The organism is Pseudomonas floridensis, from assembly GCF_002087235.1.
Taxonomy (GTDB): Bacteria; Pseudomonadota; Gammaproteobacteria; order Pseudomonadales; family Pseudomonadaceae; genus Aquipseudomonas; species Aquipseudomonas floridensis.
In genome coordinates this window covers 1-18977 of record NZ_MUIO01000089.1, presented here as the reverse complement: position 1 = coordinate 18977, position 18977 = coordinate 1, and the positions used below count along the sequence as shown (strand labels likewise).

The window sequence follows — 18977 nt, the reverse complement described above, 5'->3', positions numbered from 1 at the left end:
CTCATTCCCGCAGCTCGGTCTGGCTTTCGACGGGGTCGATCAATACGGCTTTCTTCTGGCGTACCAGCAGGTCGAGGATCTCGTTCTGACGTTCACCCAGAATGCCGTTGAGGCTGATGCCGACTTCCTTGGTCGGGGCCAGCATCGAGACGCGATACAACTCGACACTCAATGGCGAGTCGATGGACAACGGGCCGGAGCCGTTGCTGGCCAGTTCGCCGCCGACCATGATCAGCGACACCTGGGCATCGAACGGGTCGAGTTCGATGTCGCGGTCGGTGTCGCTCAGGTCCTTGATGTGGCCGTAGACGCCCATCAGCCCGTTACCGGTGGCGATGTTTTCGTACAGTTTGATGTTCACGCTGTTGCGCACGCGGATACCGTGGCGGCGGTTGGCAATCACACGGTTGCCCCACAGCAGGTTGTTGCCGCTTTCGTACAGGGTGATGCCGTCGGTGTGGTTCTGATAGATCTCGTTATAGGCGACGATGTTGCCCACACTGTTCCTGTCCAGGACCACGCCGGACAACTTGTTGTCATGGCTCTTGTTGCGAAAGATGAAGCTGTTGTCGACTTCCCGGGAAATAATGATCCCGTGCTTCTTTTTGGTCCCGTAGACGTCGTTTTCGGCAATGATCAGACCGTGGGAACGGTCGTGCGGGTCGATGCCGTACACGATGTTGTCGCGGTAGGTGTTGCCCTTGACCACGAAGTCACGCGTCTCGTAGCAGTAGAAGCCGTACCACATGTCCGAGAATTCCGAGTCGATGATCCATCCGGTCGGCTCGGCGCGCTTGAGGATCTTCGCGGTGTTCGGCGTGTACTGCGAAATACTCACGCCATAGGACTTGCTCTGGTCGTAGCCCATGCTCGCCATTTTGGTATTGGCGATCCAGGTTTCCGAGCCGCCCCAGGTCAGCACGAACGGACGAAACTCGTCAGGCTTGCGATAGGTCGCCAGACTGTTGCGGCTTTCGCTCCAGGCATTGACCTGGGTGTGGGTGATCAGCATCTTGCCTTCGCTGACGATGAACGAACCCTTCTCCTGAGACAGACGCAATTCCTTGGTCTTGCTGTCAATCTCGAAGATGCCGGTCTGCTTGATCAGGATCGGCAGGCGCGCCACGTAGACACCCGGCGACACTTCGTCGAGAAACTGCCTGGGGACTTTCTTCACCAGGTCCTGAAGGTTGACGTAACCGTCGGAGATCATGATGGCTTGCGGAATACCCTTCTGACGGGCAACCCACTCGGCCATCTTGTTGTCGCCGCCGATGAATTCCTTCAGGCCGGTCTCTTCCATCATTCGCGAAACAGTGACCTTGCCCGGCTTGTTGCGCACGATCTTTTTCAGCGCCGCGTCCGCGGTGTAGCCGCTCAGGTCCGGCAGCACTGGCTTGGCCATTTCCAGCGGCGCGGTCGGCGGGCTGGTGATGGTGTAGGACTTGGCCTGTTGCAGCTCCTTGACCACCGCCTTCGGCGCCTCGGGTGTGACAGGCGCGTTGGCCAGTGCCGCGCCGCTGGCCATCAGCATCGCGCTGCTCAGCACGGCGCTTTCGAGCAGGGCGTGCGGCCAGGTGCGATTGCGCCCGTTGCTTGCTTGACTGTTCATCTGTGGCACTCCTTTGGCGGTTCGCATCAGAAGCGCCAGATGACGTCGACGATGGCGCGGTGCATGTATTCATCCACGCCGTTGTGGTACGCATCGCCTGGCTTGAAGACACCGGCGCGCAGACGCACCAGGGCCGACGGTTCGTCGAAGGACTGACTCAGCGAGGCTGGCAGCAGACCCTGTTTGAAGTACTTGGTCACGACCAGGTCCATTTCCTGACCCAGGTCCTTGCGACCATCTTCCAGCGGCAGCGAGCTGAAAGTATTGCTGTCGCCGTTCTCGCGAACCGCGTTGATACCCGAGCCACCAATGCCGGTGTTGCCGTCCACGCGGCGGAACTTGTGGTAGATCAGCGAGGCGTCGTATTCCTCGTTCATCTGCCAGGAGGCGAACAGCGAGCCGGTTTCCACGTTGGCCATTTCGCCCTGGAAGGCCTCACCGAAGCGATGGATTCGCGAGCGGGTGCCGGTCCAGTTCGAACGGTTGCTTTCCAGACCGTTCTGAACGTAGTCCTTGCTGGCGCGCGAGTAGGCCGCACCGACTTGCCACTGTGGATCCAGGCGCAGGCGCAGGCCCAGGTCGGTGGCCCAGCCGTTCATGTCGCGGCTGTTTTTCTCACCGGCGAAGTACTGGTCGTTCACACCGTTGACGCCGATTTCGTCACGGGTGCCGTTGAGCCAGGTCAGGCTGCCCCAGTAGTTGAGCTGATGGGTGTTGCGGTAGTTGTAAGCATCGCTGTCAGCCTGCAGACCCAGCCAGGTCAGGTTGCCGTTGGACGTCTTGTCGAGGTCGTCGAGCTCCTGGCCCTGATCTTTGAGCTTGCCGTCGTCGTGGCTGTAGTGCGCACGAACGCCTGCCCAGTGACCCGGTGTCCACTGGTAGCTGGCCGAGCCGAACAGATGCTGGCGGTCTTCGTCGTCCGGCGCCAGTTCGGTCAGGTCGGTGCGGTACTCGCTGAAACGTTGTGCAGCGCCCAGTTCGGCACGCAGCAGCGTGGTGTCGAAGGTCCAGTTGACGGCTTCGATGTTGGTGTCGTGCCATTGGCCGTCGTCATTGCGCAGACGCTGACGACCGACTTTCAGGATCTCGCCAGGGTAGGGCGTGAAACCGCTGTAGCCGATCCAGAATTCGCGCAGTGCTGCGTAGGTTTTGTCGACTTCGCGCTCGCTGGCGGTGCCGCGAGAGACCTGAGTCTGACCGTCGCCTGCGCCGGTGGACTGCTCCAGCGGGTCGGTCTGAATGGTGTCGGTGGCGGTGACCACCTGACCCATGGCGTAAGCACTCCAGTTGCCGCGCTCGCCGTAGACCCACGGACGCAGGTCCAGGCCCAGACCGCTGACATCGCCGCCCGAACGGGTGCCCAGATCGCGGTCGTCTTCAAGCTGGCCGGTAGCTTTCACTTCCAGACCGAAGTTCTGTTGTTCGGTCAGCGCTGCCAGCGTCGGGCAGGCCCAAAGCAGGCTGAAGCCAAGGCCCACGCCAGCGGCCATCAGGGGATTCAACTTCATAGTGCTTCCTCACCGTCTTTTTCTTCTTGCAGGGCCTGCATCGCCATCGCGTTCTGGTTGGCGGTTGCGCCCCGGACTTTTTGCTCACGTGCCAACAAATCCTTGGCGCCGGCGAGCTTTTCAGGCGGCAGTGTGGTGCTCAGTTGCTGGGCCAGTTCGGTGGCCTGCGGTGTTTCGGTGGTCAGTGCCAGCTGGGCGAAGACCCAGGCGTTGACCGGGTCGGGCAGGGTGCCCTTGCCTTGGGAGAACAGTTGCGCGAGGGCGAAGTCGGCGCTGTTCTGGCCGCCACGTGCGGCGATCAGCAATTCGTCCACGGCCTTTTGCGAGTAGACCTGGCCCAGGTAGCCACGGCGGTAGATCTGACCCAGGTAGTAATGGGCGGAAATTTCCGTCGCAGCGGCTTTCTTCAAGTGCTCTTCAGCCTTGAAAGCATCGGGCGTCACCCACTTGCCTTCGTAATACAGGCGACCCAGCAGCAGTTCGGCGCGTGGCTGGTCGGCCGCACGGCCGTTCTCCAGGTACTCCATCATCTTGTTGACGTCGCCGAGTTCGGGGAAGTCGTAAAGCAGCTTGGCCAGCGTGACCCACGACGCCGGGTAGCCCGGCGCGATGTTTTCCAGCAATTGCTGGGCAGTCTTTTCGTCCGGGGTGCCGATGGTGGAGTCGCCGAGTACGCGTGCCACGCTGTCCACGCGCTGGGCGCTGATGCGGCCCGCAGCGTATTCGCTTTTGAGGCGCTCGATCAGCGCTGCCTGAGGCTCGGCCTGGCCGCGTGTCTGATAGACAGTGGCCAGTTCGACGTAGCAGATGTCGGTGGTGTTCAGCGCCTGCTTGCAGATGCTTTCGACTTCATCCAGATGCTGGTCGTAAGTGCCTTGAGTGCGATACAGCAGCACTTGGGCCAGACCCGCTTCAGGGTAACCGGCGGCGCGCCACTGGCTGATCTTCTGCTGGGCATTCACTTCCGGGAAGGTATGCGGGTATTGCAGGTAGAGCATGGCCAGCGGAACCAGCGTGCCGGACTCGCCATTGGCGAAGGCTTTCTTCAGCAGCGCTTCGGCTTCGTGGCGCTCGGCATCGGTGGCATCCGGCTTGGCGGCGAGCAGACGGCCCAGACGCGATTGCGCCCGGGGCGAAGTCTCGGCGGCCGCGCGGTAGGTGGCCTCGGCCTGCTTGAGCAGCGCCGGGTCGCGGGTGTTGACCTGAATATCCGCCAGACCAACCTGTGCATCGCTGTAGCCCAGGTCCGCCAGCTGCCGATAGTTCTGCTCCGCCAATGCAGTGTCGCCGTTTTTCAGGGCTTCATTGGCAAGACGTTGATCGGGCAGGCCGGCACAGCCGCTCAGGCCGAGCGCGACGGCGAGGCTCAATAGCGTGGGGGTCGACAGGCGTCGTAGTGGGCTGTTCATGATTACAGACCCGCGGCCATGGCTTTGTCGAGCAGCCAGTTCACGGATGGACCGCGATCGCTGACGACTTCGACAGGACGACCGGCGAGCGAGCTGCTCAGGCTTTCGTCAGGCTTGATCTGGACACGAATGTCGGTGGACAGGTCGGTGTCACTCAGGTTGGCGCTGCTGACGATCTGGCCGGTACGCAGTTTGTCTTCGCCAGCGATCTGGAAGCTGACACGGGTGCCTGGCTTGACGTCGTTGAACTGGCGATAGGTGAAGCGTGCTTCAACGGTAGCGGGCGCGTTGCGTGGCACCAGTTGGAAGATCACCTGACCTTTGCTGGCGTACTGACCGTCGGCGACCAGTTGGCGGGCAACGACACAGTCACACGGGCTGGTCAGGGTGCCGCTCATCTGCTTGCCATACAGCTCTTCGATCTTGGCGGGCTGCAGGTCTTCACCGGTCAGGCTGCCTTTGAGCATTTCCAGCATGCTGGTGTTGAAGGTGGCCAGTGGCGCGCCTTTGGTGGTTTCGCCGTTGGGCTGAACCAGGCTCTGCACCGTGCCTTCACGTGGCATGGTGATGTCCATGCTCGGGATCGATACCAGGCCGGCCGACGCGTGGCTGACGAAATACAGGCCGTAAATGGTCTTGAAGATGAAGCCGAATGCAGCCAGACCGACAATGAAGATACCCAGGCTGAAGGTAACGGCACGCAGGCGACCCATCGCGCTCATGCCGCCGTCGTTGCCCTTGACCTTGCGCGCCTTGGTGAAATTGTCGCGCTGCAGGGTTGCCAGCACTTCGCCCAGGCTGACGATGTCGCCGGACAAGTGCGAGGTGATCAAATGGCGCAGCGTGGCGATGTCCTGGGCTTCCAGGTTCTGGAACTGGCAACCGACACGGCCGCTGGCGCTGTCCACCGAACGGACTTGCAGTTCAACGTCCATGGCCAGACCGAGGTTATCGATCAGGAACTGCAGACGGCCCTTGATCACTTCACCGGCAGTGTACTTGTGGCCTGCCGGGGCAATGAAGCTCAGGCCGCCGGCCGACAGGTCTTCGATACGCACCAGCGGCGCGTTAGGCTGATCGTTCAGCAGGCGCAGCTTGGCAGGGATCTTGACCCGGGCGTGTTGGCGCTGGGCTTCGGATTCATGTACGACGTTCGCATTCACGGCTGTATTCATGGCTATTTTTCCTACTTAAGCGATTAATCCGTTGGCCCGGTCAAACCATCGTCAACAGCACGGCGACGAAGATGGTGCCAGCCGAGAAAGTCATGGTTCGGGACGACCACGTGTTGAACCAGCCCTGGAAGCTGGCCATGTCGCGGCTGAGTTTGGTGTCCTGGCGCGTCCAGGACTGGCGGTCCAGGCGGAAGAAGACGTAAATCTTCATCAGGGCGCCGACGATCTGGTTGTAATAGAGAATCAGGGGGTAGGCGGGGCCGATCCTGTGTCCCGAGAAGGACAGCAGCAGCGTGAGGATCAGGCGGGTCATGCCGATCCACAGCAGGTACATCAGCAGGAACGCTCCGCCATACTTGAAGCTGGCGATGATGGCGACCGTCAGACCGAGGATGGAGGTCCACATCGATACACGCTGGTCGAACAGCACCACACTGGTGAACAGCCCCAGACGACGAATGCCCAGGCCCAGCGCACGCGAGTTCTGACGCAGGTTGTTGCCGTACCAGCGGTACATCAGCTTGCGGCTGGCCTTCAGGAAACTCTTCTCGGGCGGGTGCTCAACGGTGTTGATTGCGGCATCCGGCACGTAGAAGGTGTCGTAACCCAGGCGCATCAGGCTGAACCAGCTGGACTTGTCGTCGCCGGTCAGAAAGCGGAACGTGCCCAGACGCCAGTGCTTGAGCGAGTCGCTTTCCACGTCGGCGATGAACTCCGGGTCGGTGACTACGGTGGCACGGAAAACCGACATCCGTCCGGTCATGGTCAGCACGCGCTTGGACAGGGCCATCGAGCACATGTTGATGTGGCGTTGAGCGAAACGCAGCTTGTGCCACTCGCTCATGATGTAACCGCCGCGCACTTCACAGAACTCGTTGGTGGTCAGGCCGCCGACGTTTTCGAACAACTGGAACCACGGTACGGTCTTGGCCACGACGCCTTCGTTGAGAACGGTGTCGCCGTCAATCACGGCCACGACGGCGCGTTCATCGGGAAGGTGGCGCGAAATCGCACGGAAACCGTATGCCAGACCATCACGCTTGCCGGTGCCTGGAATACGCACGAAGTCCAGCTTCACACGCTCCGGCGGATTCAGCCGGGCCCACATTGCCTTGACCAGCAGTTCGTCGGACATTTCAACCAGCGAGCAGACGATGGTGGTCGGCAGGCCGCAGTTGATTGCTTCACGCATCACCGAGCTGTACACCTGAGCGGTGGTCAGCGCGTCGATACGAAAGCTGGTGACCATCAAAAACACATGGGAAGGATCCGCGGCTTTACCCAACTTGCGAACTTTGCGACGCAAGTGGGGATACACCACATATAAAAAGATCATTCCGCGCACAAAGTGCGTAATACCCATTGAATAACGCCAGATACCCACGGCGCCAATCAGGAATATAAAGTTCTTAGACTGGGAGTCGAAGATACTGGTGGGCAATGCCGTGGCAATGCCCATTAATAAACTGAGATAGAACAGCCAACCGGCGGCCTGTAGCAGGCCGTTTTTTAGCCTCTGCATAATCTGTATCCCTAAGTCAGTTGCAAGCCTCAAGCCCCAGGCCCAAGCAGTGCTTGAACGAGTGGCCTGGAGCTTGGCGCTTGTGGCTTGCGGCTGATTTACCAGCAGATACCTTCTGCACGGCCTTCTTCGCTGGTGGCCTTGGACATGAAGCCCACCAGGTCGATGACGCGCTTGCCTTCAGGGGTCTGGTTGGCGAGGGCGCGGAAACGCTCGTCGCGGTTGCCCAGGATGATGACGTCAGAGTCATTGATGACTTGGTCGAAGTCGGAATTCAGCAACGAGGAAACGTGCGGAATCTTCGATTCGATGTAGTCCTTGTTGGCGCCGTGGACGCGTGCGTATTCGACGTTGCTGTCGAAGATGCTCAGGTCGAAGCCTTTGCCGATCAGCATTTCGGCCAGCTCTACCAGCGGGCTTTCGCGCAGATCGTCGGTGCCGGCCTTGAAGCTCAGACCCAGCAGCGCAACTTTGCGGCTGTCGTAGCTGGCGACCATGTCGAAAGCGTTCTGCACCTGAGACACGTTGCTGCGCATCAGGGAGTTGAGCAGGGGAGCCTCAACGTCCAGGCTGCTGGCGCGGTAGGTGAGGGCACGGACGTCCTTCGGCAGGCAGGAACCGCCGAACGCGAAGCCTGGACGCATGTAGTACTGGGACAGGTTCAGCGCTTTGTCCTGGCAGACCACGTCCATTACTTCACGACCGTCGACGCCGACAGCCTTGGCGATGTTGCCGATTTCATTGGCGAACGTCACCTTGGTGGCGTGCCACACGTTGCAGGTGTACTTGATCATTTCGGCAACGGCGATGTCCTTGCGGATGATCGGTGCGTCCAGTTCTTCGTACAGCGATTGCAGGGCATCACCCGAGGCTTTGTCGAACTCGCCGATTACGGTCATTGGTGGCTGGTCGTAGTCCTTGATCGCGGTACTTTCACGCAGGAACTCAGGGTTTACGGCAACGCCGAAGTCCACGCCGGCTTTCTTGCCTGAGCAGTCTTCCAGGATCGGGATAACGACGTTGGCAACAGTGCCCGGAAGTACGGTGCTGCGCACGACGATGGTGTGACGAGAGGTCTTTTCACGCAGGACGTAACCGATTTCGCGGCACACGGATTCGATGAAGTCGAGTTCCAGATCGCCGTTCTTCTTACTCGGTGTACCCACGCAGATCATCGACAGATCGGTCGCGCGAATCGCTTCGGAGAAGTCCGTAGTACCACGCAGTTTGCCAGTACGAATACCTTGCGCCAGCAGGTCTTCCAGACCCGGTTCAACGATAGGTGATTTGCCGTTATTGATCAGGTCGATCTTGGTGCTGGAAATATCCACACCGACAACTTCATGACCCCGTGCAGACAGGCAACCGGCACAGACCGCACCGACGTAACCCAAACCAAAGATGCTGATACGCATCGTACTCTCCTCGATGTTCACGCCATAAGTTGGCTGGATATTAATTTTGGCCAGCAGATGTCACACGCGAGCCGTGACAGCGTGTAAGGCCATCTAACTAACGCAGGCATATTTAATGAGTGAGTGCCCAAACAAGCGTGGCGAACTCAAATGACACTAAGTGCAAGTGGCAAGTGACCTGTCCTTCTGGGCAGGGCCCTGCTCTCTTGGATGTAGTAAACCACTCCATGTATAGCGATCGACGGCGGATCAGGAGCTGAAAGCCGCTGGCCAGAGCCATGGCAGTCCTTGTCGAGTCCTGCGCGCCACACCGTGCCGGTGCTTCGCCTGTCTATCTACTTCAACTAGTGATGTGAGTTTTAATTTCAGTACCTGCAGTCGTGTCCGCCGGATCAGGACGGCTTGCTGGTAACTTCCCTTTATCCTCTTCGCTCTGTAGGTGATCTCCTACAGGGTGGCCGAGAATTGTTACGGGATGTAGGAGCGTAAGGTTTCCCATTTAGTTCCGGGCCGCTCGTCCTCTTTTGGAGATTTTGATGTATCGGTTTTGTGACATAAGCGGTTGCATACTGATGGCATACACTGGCAAAACCCTTAATAAACGGGGCGTTTGCGTAACTGGATATGAAAGTGCCACTAGTGCGAAAAGCTAAAGTGCCAGCACGTAAAAAATTTGTTTATTTTTTGAGAAAATTATCTTGTAGGACAAACGTTACGTTAGTTGACGTTTATCTGGCGTCATAAAGCCGTCGTGCGAGGCGTGAGATAGGCTGCCCATGTTGTACAGCGGGCGAGCGCTGCACAACTTTGACGCCATTAGTGGTCCGCGCTATCGCGCAAAAAGACCAACTTGGAAGGGGAAGATTGTTCTGCGTTATAACGATATCCCTGCGCGTCGAACGCTCTAAGCGCTTCCGGGCTTTCGATACGCTCCTCTATGACGAAGCGGCTCATCATGCCGCGTGCTTTCTTGGCATAGAAGCTGATGATCTTGTACTGGCCGTTCTTCAGGTCCTTGAATTCGGTATCGATGACGCGCGCCTTGAGAGCCGAGCGTTTGACCGCCGAGAAATACTCGGTGGACGCCAGGTTGAGCAGCAGGTCGTCACCCTGATCGGCCAATGCTTCGTTCAGCCACTCGCTGATGCGCGTACCCCAGAAGGCATAAAGGTCCTTGCCCCGGGCGTTGGGCAGACGCGTGCCCATTTCCAGCCGGTAAGGCTGCATCAGGTCCAACGGACGCAGCAGGCCGTAGAGTCCGGAGAGCATGCGCAGATGATCCTGCGCATAGCTGAGCTGATCGTCGCTCAGGGTTTCTGCCTGGAGTCCCGTGTACACATCACCCTTGAATGCGAGCAGTGCCTGCTTGGCATTGTCCGGCGTGAACGCAGGCGTCCAACTGCCGAAACGAGCGGCGTTTAGCCCGGCCAGTTTGTCGGACAGGTGCATCAACTCGGCAATCTGAGCGGGCGTCAGTTCGCGAAGCTGGCCGATCAGTTCCTGGGAGTGGTCCAGATACTGGGGCCGGGTGAAACGTTCGGTGGTGGGCGGTGTGTCGAAATCGAGGGTTTTCGCTGGGGAAATCACCATCAGCATGAAGTCGTCTCCTTTTATCGTCCGGGGATTCTAGGGGCTGACGGCGCGCGACTCCAGCTATGGTGGCGATAGAGACAGGTTTGGTCTGGGTGGCGGCCTGTGCCGGGATTTGTATGCATGCCGACATAAGAAGCGTGACCCATATCAGCTATAGTGGCGCGCTGGACATGGCGCGACAGTCGACAAAGAGGGTTTTGGTTTTGCGTATCGTTTTAGCAGTGTGCGCGTGTCTGTTATGGGGCCAGGCCCAGGCGGCCGCGCCGGTAATTGCCACCCTGGACCGCAGCGTCTGGCCCGAGCGCCTCGAGACGCCGGCCCTGTTCGATGTCGCGTCCCGTGCGGAGATCCTTGCCTTCGCCCATCAGCTGTATTTGAGTGAAACGCTTGATGAGGAGGGACTCAAACAGCGTCTTGGTCTGCGCTATGTGAACGTGTCGTCGCTGAATGTGGTGCGTCACCGGCTGTGGTCGCGGCTGCTGGAAAACTATCAAAGCGCCCAGAAAAGCTGCGAGCAGGACGCCAACTTCTGCGTGCTGGTCGAAGACATGGATCAGTTGCGTCAGCGGGCCGAGGAATATCAGGTCGCCGATGATTCGTTCTACGCGGCATGGGCAAAACCCAGTGCGATCTTTCATCAGCGTTACCTCAACGAGCTGCTGTTCATGGCTGCGTTGTTTCCGCAGACCAGCAGCGAGATCGAGCGTTACAACTCCGATGAAATGAGCGGCGACGAGATGCCCGACCGCACCTTCAAGCTCAATTTCGACAGTGGGCCGAGTGTTGCCGATGGCGCGACCGACTGGCTCGCCGACTTCATGCGCCAACAGAAAATGACAGCCACTTTCTATGTGTTGGGAAAAAGTCTTCAGGCTCGCCTGGACAGCACCTCGGCGGCTAGCCTGCAAGGACTCTATCGTCAGCAGTGTGTAGGTATTCAGGGTTGGGAATACCGTTCACACAGCCAGTGGGTTGACTGGCAGGATTCGATTCAACGCAGTTCAGCGCTGGTCCAGCAGATTCTCCCGGATAACTTCGTGCCGCTGTTCCGCCCGCCTTACGGGCATCGGCGTGCCGACAGCGGCGATTATTTCCGTGCTCAGCACCTGCGCGTGTCGCTGTGGAATATCGATGCGCAGGATGCCACCGGCCGACTGACGGCCGATCAGGTCGGGGATCGGGTGCTGACGCTGATGCTGCTCTGGCGGCGGGGTACCGTGGTGTTCCATGACTCGGCCAACAGGGCGCAGTCGGCACTGCCGTTATTGCTGGCCAATACCGCGCAGAGCGAACTGATCTGGGATGACTGTCGAAATCTGTATGAAACGCCCGAAGAACAGGGGCTTGAGGGCAGTGAGGATGAGGCACCCGAGGGGGAATAAACGCTAAATCGTCTGTAGCTGACTTCCGACTGTAAACGCGCTGAGAACGTCCGCCAAGCGCTATTCGTCATCCTGTGAAATAAACTTCAAAAAACTGTCAAAGAGCTTTTTTCTGTCATCCCTTTTGCTGTATTACGAATACAGACCGCCGAAACCTGCAACACAGGTGGCGTCTCCCAAGACCCACCTTGAGCGACACTTCTCCCCTGCCTGAAGGGAAGAAACCGGCGGCCTTTTCGTGGCGCAGTACTGTCGTGGTTCTGCGTCGCCTGGCTTCTACAAAGGTGAGCGAGTATGGATGATCACGGACGCACCCCTTCCACTAACCAGCCAATCCTTTACGTGCTCGATACCAATGTATTGATCCATGACCCCAACGCACTGCTGAATTTCGAAGAACACCACGTCGCCATCCCCATGACCGTTCTGGAGGAACTGGACAAGCTCAAGGCAGGTAAACATTCAGTGGCCGCCGAATGTCGGCAGGCCATTCGCCTGATCGACAAGACACTGGGTGAAGCGTCTCCCGAAGAAGTTGAAAAAGGCGTACCGATCGACCGTGGCACCGGTGTCTTCAAGGGCTTTCTGTCGATTCTGATGAGCAAGCGCGAGGAACCCAACAGCCTGCTGCCTGAGCACCTGAACGACAACATCATCATCAACCAATTGATCGACCTGCACGCGCGCAACAAGGACTTGAGCGTGGTGCTGGTGACCAAAGACATCAACATGCGCCTCAAGGCCCGTGCATGTGGCATCGCGGCGGAGGATTACAGCACCGACCAACTGGTGGACGACGTTTCGCTGTTGTCCCGTGGCTACCACGACATGACAGGCTCGTTCTGGGACCGCGTCAACAAAGTCGATACCCGTCAGGAGCGTGGGCGTACCTGGCACCGCGTACAGTTGAACGAAAGCCTGCCAGCGGTTCACATCAACGAGTTCATCGTGGATGAACAGGGTTTCGTCGGCTGGATCAAGGGCGTCAGAAATGACGAACTGCTGATTCTGGACATGCACCAGGAGCCGCTGCTGCATCAGGAGGCCTGGGGTCTGAAGCCGCGAGACATCTATCAGGGGCTGGCGCTGTTCGCGCTGCTCGATCCGGATATTCATCTGGTCAACCTGTCCGGTGCCGCCGGTTCCGGCAAGACCATTCTGGCCTTGGCAGCTGCCATCGAGCAGACCATGGTCACCAAACGCTATCGCCGCATCATCGCGACCCGCAGCGTTCAAGGGCTGGATCAGGAAATCGGCTTTCTGCCGGGGACTGAAGCGGAAAAGATGGAGCCATGGCTTGGTGCGATCACCGACAACCTCGAAGCCCTGCATATGGATGACGAGAGCACCCACGGCAGCGTCGACTACATCCTCAGTAAAGTGCCGCTGCAGTTTAAATCACTCAACTACATCCGGGGTCGCAGCTTTCAACAGAGTCTGATTCTGATCGATGAATGCCAGAACCTGACACCGCACCAGATGAAAACCATCATCACCCGTGCCGGCGCCGGTTCCAAAGTGGTCTGCCTGGGCAACCTGGCGCAGATCGATACCCCTTACCTGTCGGCCACCAGTTCCGGGCTGACCTACCTGACGGAGCGTTTCAAGGATTTCCCCAACGGCGTGCACATCACCCTTCAGGGCGTGCCACGCTCCATCCTGGCCGAATACGCAGAAAGCCATCTGTAATGCCGTCTCCCACTCCTGCAGCCTCTGGCTGCGGGAGTGGGGCGGTTCCTGATTCAGGTTCCTTCGCGGACAAGTCCCACGGTCGGTGGTGAGCATGCGGACCGCTCTTGTGGGAGCGGACTTGTCCGCGATAGCGTCGGCCCTATCCTTTGCGTTTAGGTTTACAATCGCCGCTCCTGTTCAGGAGTAGAACTGTGCTCACTCATCTCGATTCTCAAGGTCGCGCCAACATGGTCGATGTCACCGATAAAGCGGTGACGTCCCGTGAAGCCGTGGCCTGCGCCCTTGTGCGTATGCTGCCTGCTACGCTGCAAATGATCGTCAGCGGTGGTCACCCCAAAGGCGATGTGTTCGCCGTGGCCCGTATCGCAGGCATTCAGGCGGCGAAAAAGACCAGTGACCTGATCCCGCTCTGCCATCCGCTGATGCTGACCAGCGTCAAGGTCGAACTCGCGGCCGAAGGCAACGACGCGGTGCGCATCACGGCGCGCTGCAAGCTGGCCGGGCAGACCGGTGTGGAAATGGAAGCGTTGACAGCTGCCAGCGTTGCGGCGCTGACCATTTATGACATGTGCAAGGCGGTGGACCGCGGCATGGTCATTGAGTCGGTCCGCCTGCTGGAGAAGCTCGGTGGCAAGAGCGGTCACTTCATCGCCGGTGACGTGGAGGCGTCTCAATGAAGTTGCAGGTTCAATATTTTGCCCGCTATCGCGAAGCGCTGGGGCTGGACAGCGAGCGGGTCGAGGGGGATTTCGCGACGCTGGACGCCCTGCGCCAGCATCTTTTGCTGCGTGGCGACGCCTGGCAAGTGCTCGGCGAGCAGAACCTGATGTGCGCTCGCAATCAGGAGTTGTGCCCGCTGGACGAGCCTCTGCAGGACGGCGATGAGGTTGCGTTCTTTCCTACCGTGACCGGAGGCTGATCATGACGGTTCGCGTCCAATCGACAGCGTTCGACCCCGGCAATGAAGTCAATGCGCTGCACGCAGCCCATGTCGGCATCGGCGCGGTGGTGAGTTTTGTCGGCTACGTGCGCGACTTCAATGACGGTCGTGACGTGTCAGGGATGTTTCTGGAGCATTATCCGGGAATGACTGAAAAGGCTTTGGAGAAGATCGTCACCGAAGCCGGGCAGCGCTGGCCGCTGCTCAGGCTCGAAGTGTTGCATCGGGTCGGTGCGCTGGAGCCGGGCGAGCCGATCGTATTTGTTGGCGTTGCCAGCGCACATCGCCAGGCCGCGTTCGAGGCCTGTGACTTCGTCATGGATTACCTGAAAACCCGCGCCCCGTTCTGGAAGCGTGAAAACACCTCGGAAGGCCCGCGTTGGGTAGAGGGGCGAGCCAGCGATCACGCGGCGGCTGATCGCTGGAAATAGGTCGGCCTGTCAGGTCGTGCGGCGCACCACGGGGCGCAGCAGTTCAGTCGGCGGCGTTTCGCAGCTGATCTTGCGGCCCAGCTTTTCTTCGATGGCAGGCAACTGATACGAGTCGTCTTCACCGGCAAAGCTGATCGAAACACCCTCGGCGCCTGCGCGACCGGTACGACCGATGCGGTGCACGTAGTCATCCGGCACTTCCGGCAGGGTGAAGTTGATCACGTGGCTGATGCCGTCGATGTGGATGCCGCGACCGGCCACGTCGGTGGCGACCAGTACGCGAATCTTGCCTTCGCGGAAGCCTTCCAGTGTCTTGATCCGTTTGTGCTGCGGCACGTCGCCGGACAATTGCGCTGCGTTGACACCGTCGCGCACCAGGCGCTCTTCAATGCGTCGCACTTCGTCCTTGCGGTTGGCGAACACCATCACGCGTTCCCAGCCGTTATCGTTCACCAGGTTGTACAACAATTTGTACTTGTCGGCACCGGCCACGGCATAGATATGCTGTTCGACGTTGTCACTGGCAACGTTGACCGATTCGATCTCGACGATGGACGGATCCGTGGTCCATTGCTTGGCCAGGTTCATCACGTCTTCAGTGAAGGTGGCCGAGAACAGTAGCGTCTGGCGTTCACCTTTGTGCGGAGTCTGACGAATGATCTGACGCACCTGGGGAATGAAACCCATATCCAGCATGCGGTCGGCTTCGTCGAGCACCATGACTTCGACCATGTCCAGATGCACTTCGCCGCGCTGGTTGAAGTCCAGCAGGCGGCCCGGCGTGGCGACCAGGATGTCGCAATGGCGCGCTTCGAGCTGCTTGAGCTGCTTGTCGAAGTCCATGCCACCGACGAACGTCATGACGTTCAGGTTGGTGTACTTGGTCAGGTCGGCGGCATCCTTGGCGATCTGCACCACCAGTTCGCGGGTTGGCGCGATGATCAGGGCGCGTGGCTCACCCATGTAGCGCTCGGCGGGCGGCGGCGTCTGGGTCAGTTGCTCAATGATCGAGATCAGGAACGCGGCCGTCTTGCCGGTGCCGGTCTGGGCGCGGCCAATGGCGTCCTTGCCCTTGAGGGTGTAGCCCAGAACGCCTGCCTGGATCGGCGTGCAGTACGGGAAACCCAGATCCTGAATGGCGTGCATCAATTCCGGAGCGAGGTTGAAGTCATGAAAACGGGTCTTGCCTTCCTGCGGCTCGACGACGAAGTCTTCGAGTTTCCAGGCAGGGGCGGGCGGTTTAACCACGCGTTCGCGACGTGGGCGCTCGGTTTTCGCTTTGTCGGCGCGCGGCGTTCTGGCTCTGGAGGGCTCTGCAGTCGTGTTCTCGCCAGTCTTCTCGGTGGGTGTCTGGGCAGGACGCGCCTGACTCTGGCCTTTGACGGGCTCGGCAGGGGCGGATACTGGGGGTGTCGGAGCGGGCGCGAGTTGTCCGGCCTCGCTTTTACCGAACATCTTTTTGAGTGCTTTGAGCACGGTCATCTCGTCAATTGGTTAAGGAATGTACGCCGAGCAGTGTAAAGCAAGAACCGTGCTCGGCGTAGTGTCATGCACGATGCGCTACAAAAGGCTGCGGGCCAGAGCGCTGCGAAGCGACTGTCAGCGAAGCCTTTCAGCCAGCCAGACGCCGATGTCGTGAATTTCCTGCGGTAACACTTGGTGCCCCATTGGGTACTCCTGCCAGTGTGCGGTGACACCTTGCGCCTTTAGATGTTCGTAGGCGGTCCGGCCCATCACGTTGTGCACCACTTCGTCGTGTTGACCGTGCAGGCAGAGGGCGGGGATGCGCTGCTGGCTGGCAGAAAGCGTCATCTGATTATTGAAGGTCGGCGCATAAGTCGACAGCGCCAGCACCCCACCGAGCGGACCCTGCCAGCGCAGATAACCGGCGTGCAATACCACCGCGCCGCCCTGGGAAAAGCCTGCCAGAAAGATCCGCGCCGGATTGATGCCACTGTCGCGCTGTTGCTTGATCAGGTTCAACACCTGTTGCGCCGAGGCTTCCATCTCATCGTGATCGATGGCGCGGGCCTCGCTGCTCATGGCTTTGATGTCATACCAGCTCGGCATTTGGTAGCCGCCATTGACTGTCACTGCGCGCATTGGCGCCTGCGGCAGAACGAAGCGTGTGGTCAACAACGACTCCTGCAAGGCTTCGGCCACCGGCAGAAAATCGTAGCGGTCGGCACCCAGGCCGTGCAGCCAGATGACGCACGCATCGACGGTGCCGGAAGGTTCGAGGATCAAAGGGTCGCTCATGACTGCTCCATTTTTGTGCGCGGGCGCTTTTTGGGCGCATTAATAAAGTGCGCGACTTGTTTAAATATGAAAGAAGATGTCGCAAGGGTACAAGTTTTTGTCTTGACCTGTCTCTAATTCGACTTAGCCAGCATGCTGGTACGGGCTTTGCTACAGCACGACTGGAGGCTGACTGCTCTCATCGTTCGGTAACACTATAAAGCTATTACTTGTAACGGTCGAAAAGCAGCACGAGAGTCCAAGCGTCAGGATTCGCGGCACGATTCCACCTGCACCGTTAGGGTTCGGGAAAACACGGGGCTACAGTCTTAGGGACCGTTTCGAATGATGCAGCTCGAAGGGCAGAACGATCTTCCCCGAGGTGCATGATTCAGGTCCGGTGCGCATGACCCAAAAAAAAGCCAGCACGGGTCATTTATGCCTCACAAGGGTGCGATGCCACTGAAACTCCCACACAACAAAGAGCAAACTGGAGATTTTGAATGAAGATGTTGAAATCCACCCTGGCGGTCGTAACAGCAGTAGCAGCACTTGGTGTGGCCGGGGCTGCCAACGCAGGTGCCACACTCGATGCTATTCAGAAGAAAGGGTTTGTTCAGTGCGGCGTCAGCGATGGCCTGCCAGGTTTTTCCGTTCCTGATGCGACCGGCAAGATCACCGGTATCGACGCCGACGTATGCCGTGCCGTAGCTGCAGCCGTGTTTGGCGACGCGACCAAGGTCAAGTTCAGCCAGTTGAACGCCAAAGAGCGCTTCACCGCGCTGCAATCGGGCGAGATCGACATCCTGTCGCGTAACACCACCTGGACCAGCTCCCGCGACTCGGGCATGGGCCTGGTCTTCGCTGGCGTGACTTACTATGACGGCATCGGCTTTCTGGTAAACAACAAGCTTGGCGTCAAGAGCGCCAAGGAACTGGACGGCGCGACCGTGTGCATCCAGGCAGGGACCACCACCGAGCTGAACGTCTCCGACTACTTCCGCTCCAACGGCCTGAAATACACCCCGATCACGTTTGACACTTCCGACGAAAGCGCCAAGTCGCTGGAAGGCGGTCGTTGCGACGTACTGACATCCGACCAGTCGCAGCTGTACGCACAGCGCAGCAAGCTGGCCAAGCCGGATGACTACGTCGTTCTGCCGGAAGTGATCTCCAAGGAGCCGCTGGGCCCGGTCGTGCGTAAAGGCGACGAAGAGTGGTTCTCGATCGTCAAGTGGACCCTGTTCGCCATGCTGAACGCCGAAGAGGCCAAAGTGACCTCCAAGAACGTCGAAGCAGAAGCCAAGTCGACCAAGAACCCTGACGTTGCCCGTATGCTCGGCGCTGACGGTGCCTACGGTGCAGACCTGAAGCTGCCTAAAGACTGGGTTGTGCAGATCGTCAAGCAGGTCGGCAACTACGGCGAGATGTTCGAACGCAACCTGGGCGAGTCCACCCCGCTGAAAATCAAGCGTGGCCAGAATGCTCTTTGGAACGCTGGCGGCATCCAGTACGCACCACCTATTCGCTGATTGACCCGGCGCCCGGCAGGCTTTTGAGCCTGTCGGGCGTTGTTCTGTTGGATTTTTCCTGGGGCATTTCATGGAAAAGCAAATCGTCGCACCCAAGCAAAAGCTCACTCTGAGCGATCCGAAAGTGCGCGCGTGGTTATTTCAGATCATCACTGTCATTGCGGTGGTCTCGTTGGGCTGGTTCATGTTCGACAACACCCAGACCAACCTCCAGCACCGGGGTATCACCTCCGGTTTTGGCTTTCTCGAGCGCAGTGCCGGTTTCGGCATTGCCCAGCATCTGATCGACTACAGCGAAGCGGACAGCTATGCCCGCGTGTTTGTCATCGGCCTGCTGAACACATTGCTGGTCTCGGTCATCGGTATCATCCTGGCGACATTGCTGGGCTTCATCATCGGCGTTGCCCGCCTGTCTCCGAACTGGATGATCAGCAAGCTGGCAACGGTGTATGTCGAAGTCTTCCGCAACATTCCGCCCTTGCTGCAGATCCTGTTCTGGTACACCGCGGTCTTCCTGACGCTGCCCGG

General features: G+C 59.0%; 16 protein-coding genes. 7 read left to right on the top strand and 9 right to left on the bottom strand.

Annotation, left to right across the window (positions count from 1 at the left end):
* Position 1: 1 nt before the first annotated feature.
* From algG to yaaA, 7 genes are all read right to left on the bottom strand, one after another.
* Positions 2–1612 (bottom strand): mannuronan 5-epimerase AlgG, encoded by a 1611-nt coding sequence (gene algG, locus BZK31_RS21080; protein WP_083185094.1) that lies wholly within the window; start codon positions 1610–1612, stop codon positions 2–4.
* 26 nt (positions 1613–1638) lie between these two features.
* On the bottom strand, positions 1639–3120 hold the full coding sequence (locus BZK31_RS21075) for an alginate export family protein (RefSeq protein WP_083185092.1): 1482 nt from the start codon (positions 3118–3120) through the stop codon (positions 1639–1641).
* The gene (algK, locus tag BZK31_RS21070) at positions 3117–4529 is read right to left on the bottom strand and encodes an alginate biosynthesis TPR repeat lipoprotein AlgK (protein WP_083185091.1); all 1413 of its coding nucleotides are present in this window, start codon (positions 4527–4529) and stop codon (positions 3117–3119) included. Before algK ends, BZK31_RS21075 begins: the two co-directional genes overlap by 4 nt.
* 2 nt (positions 4530–4531) lie before the next feature.
* A complete protein-coding gene (locus BZK31_RS21065) occupies positions 4532–5704 on the bottom strand; it encodes an alginate biosynthesis protein Alg44 (protein WP_083185089.1) in 1173 nt (390 codons plus the stop codon).
* A 40-nt stretch (positions 5705–5744) separates the two neighbouring features.
* The gene (gene alg8 / locus BZK31_RS21060; protein WP_083185087.1) at positions 5745–7226 is read right to left on the bottom strand and encodes a mannuronan synthase; all 1482 of its coding nucleotides are present in this window, start codon (positions 7224–7226) and stop codon (positions 5745–5747) included.
* 98 nt (positions 7227–7324) lie between these two features.
* Entirely contained in the window at positions 7325–8641 is a 1317-nt protein-coding gene (locus tag BZK31_RS21055) for a nucleotide sugar dehydrogenase (RefSeq protein ID WP_083185085.1), read from the bottom strand.
* Between the two features lie 816 nt (positions 8642–9457).
* Entirely contained in the window at positions 9458–10237 is a 780-nt protein-coding gene (gene yaaA / locus BZK31_RS21050; RefSeq protein WP_083185083.1) for a peroxide stress protein YaaA, read from the bottom strand.
* Positions 10238–10437: 200 nt separating this feature from the next.
* On the opposite strand from yaaA, the gene BZK31_RS21045 reads away from it, so the two are divergent.
* The 5 genes from BZK31_RS21045 to moaE all read left to right on the top strand — a co-directional run bounded on the left by BZK31_RS21045 (position 10438) and on the right by moaE (position 14679).
* A complete protein-coding gene (locus tag BZK31_RS21045) occupies positions 10438–11616 on the top strand; it encodes a polysaccharide deacetylase family protein (protein WP_083185081.1) in 1179 nt (392 codons plus the stop codon).
* A gap of 294 nt (positions 11617–11910) precedes the next feature.
* Positions 11911–13305: a PhoH family protein gene (locus tag BZK31_RS21040; protein ID WP_083185079.1), complete on the top strand. Its 1395-nt coding sequence runs from the start codon at positions 11911–11913 to the stop codon at positions 13303–13305.
* Positions 13306–13499: 194 nt separating this feature from the next.
* On the top strand, positions 13500–13985 hold the full coding sequence (gene moaC / locus BZK31_RS21035; RefSeq protein WP_083185078.1) for a cyclic pyranopterin monophosphate synthase MoaC: 486 nt from the start codon (positions 13500–13502) through the stop codon (positions 13983–13985).
* Positions 13982–14227, top strand: coding sequence for a MoaD/ThiS family protein (locus BZK31_RS21030; RefSeq protein ID WP_083185076.1), 246 nt, complete (start codon positions 13982–13984; stop codon positions 14225–14227). The genes moaC and BZK31_RS21030 overlap by 4 nt, the downstream gene beginning before the upstream one ends.
* A 2-nt stretch (positions 14228–14229) precedes the next feature.
* Entirely contained in the window at positions 14230–14679 is a 450-nt protein-coding gene (gene moaE / locus BZK31_RS21025) for a molybdopterin synthase catalytic subunit MoaE (RefSeq protein WP_083185074.1), read from the top strand.
* Between the two features lie 9 nt (positions 14680–14688).
* Here the strand turns inward: moaE and rhlB are convergent, their stop codons facing one another.
* Together rhlB and BZK31_RS21015 are read right to left on the bottom strand one after the other, a co-directional pair.
* Positions 14689–16161 carry an ATP-dependent RNA helicase RhlB gene (gene rhlB / locus BZK31_RS21020; protein WP_087881687.1) on the bottom strand — a complete coding sequence of 491 codons (1473 nt, stop codon included), beginning with the start codon at positions 16159–16161 and terminating at the stop codon, positions 14689–14691.
* Between the two features lie 117 nt (positions 16162–16278).
* The gene (locus BZK31_RS21015) at positions 16279–16938 is read right to left on the bottom strand and encodes an alpha/beta hydrolase (RefSeq protein ID WP_083185073.1); all 660 of its coding nucleotides are present in this window, start codon (positions 16936–16938) and stop codon (positions 16279–16281) included.
* 482 nt (positions 16939–17420) lie between these two features.
* On the opposite strand from BZK31_RS21015, the gene BZK31_RS21010 reads away from it, so the two are divergent.
* Both BZK31_RS21010 and BZK31_RS21005 read left to right on the top strand, forming a co-directional pair.
* Complete coding sequence (locus BZK31_RS21010) at positions 17421–18449, top strand: amino acid ABC transporter substrate-binding protein (protein WP_083185071.1); 1029 nt, start codon at positions 17421–17423, stop codon at positions 18447–18449.
* Positions 18450–18519: 70 nt separating this feature from the next.
* A partial coding sequence (locus BZK31_RS21005) for an ABC transporter permease subunit (protein ID WP_157900773.1) occupies positions 18520–18977 on the top strand: 458 nt, incomplete at its 3' end.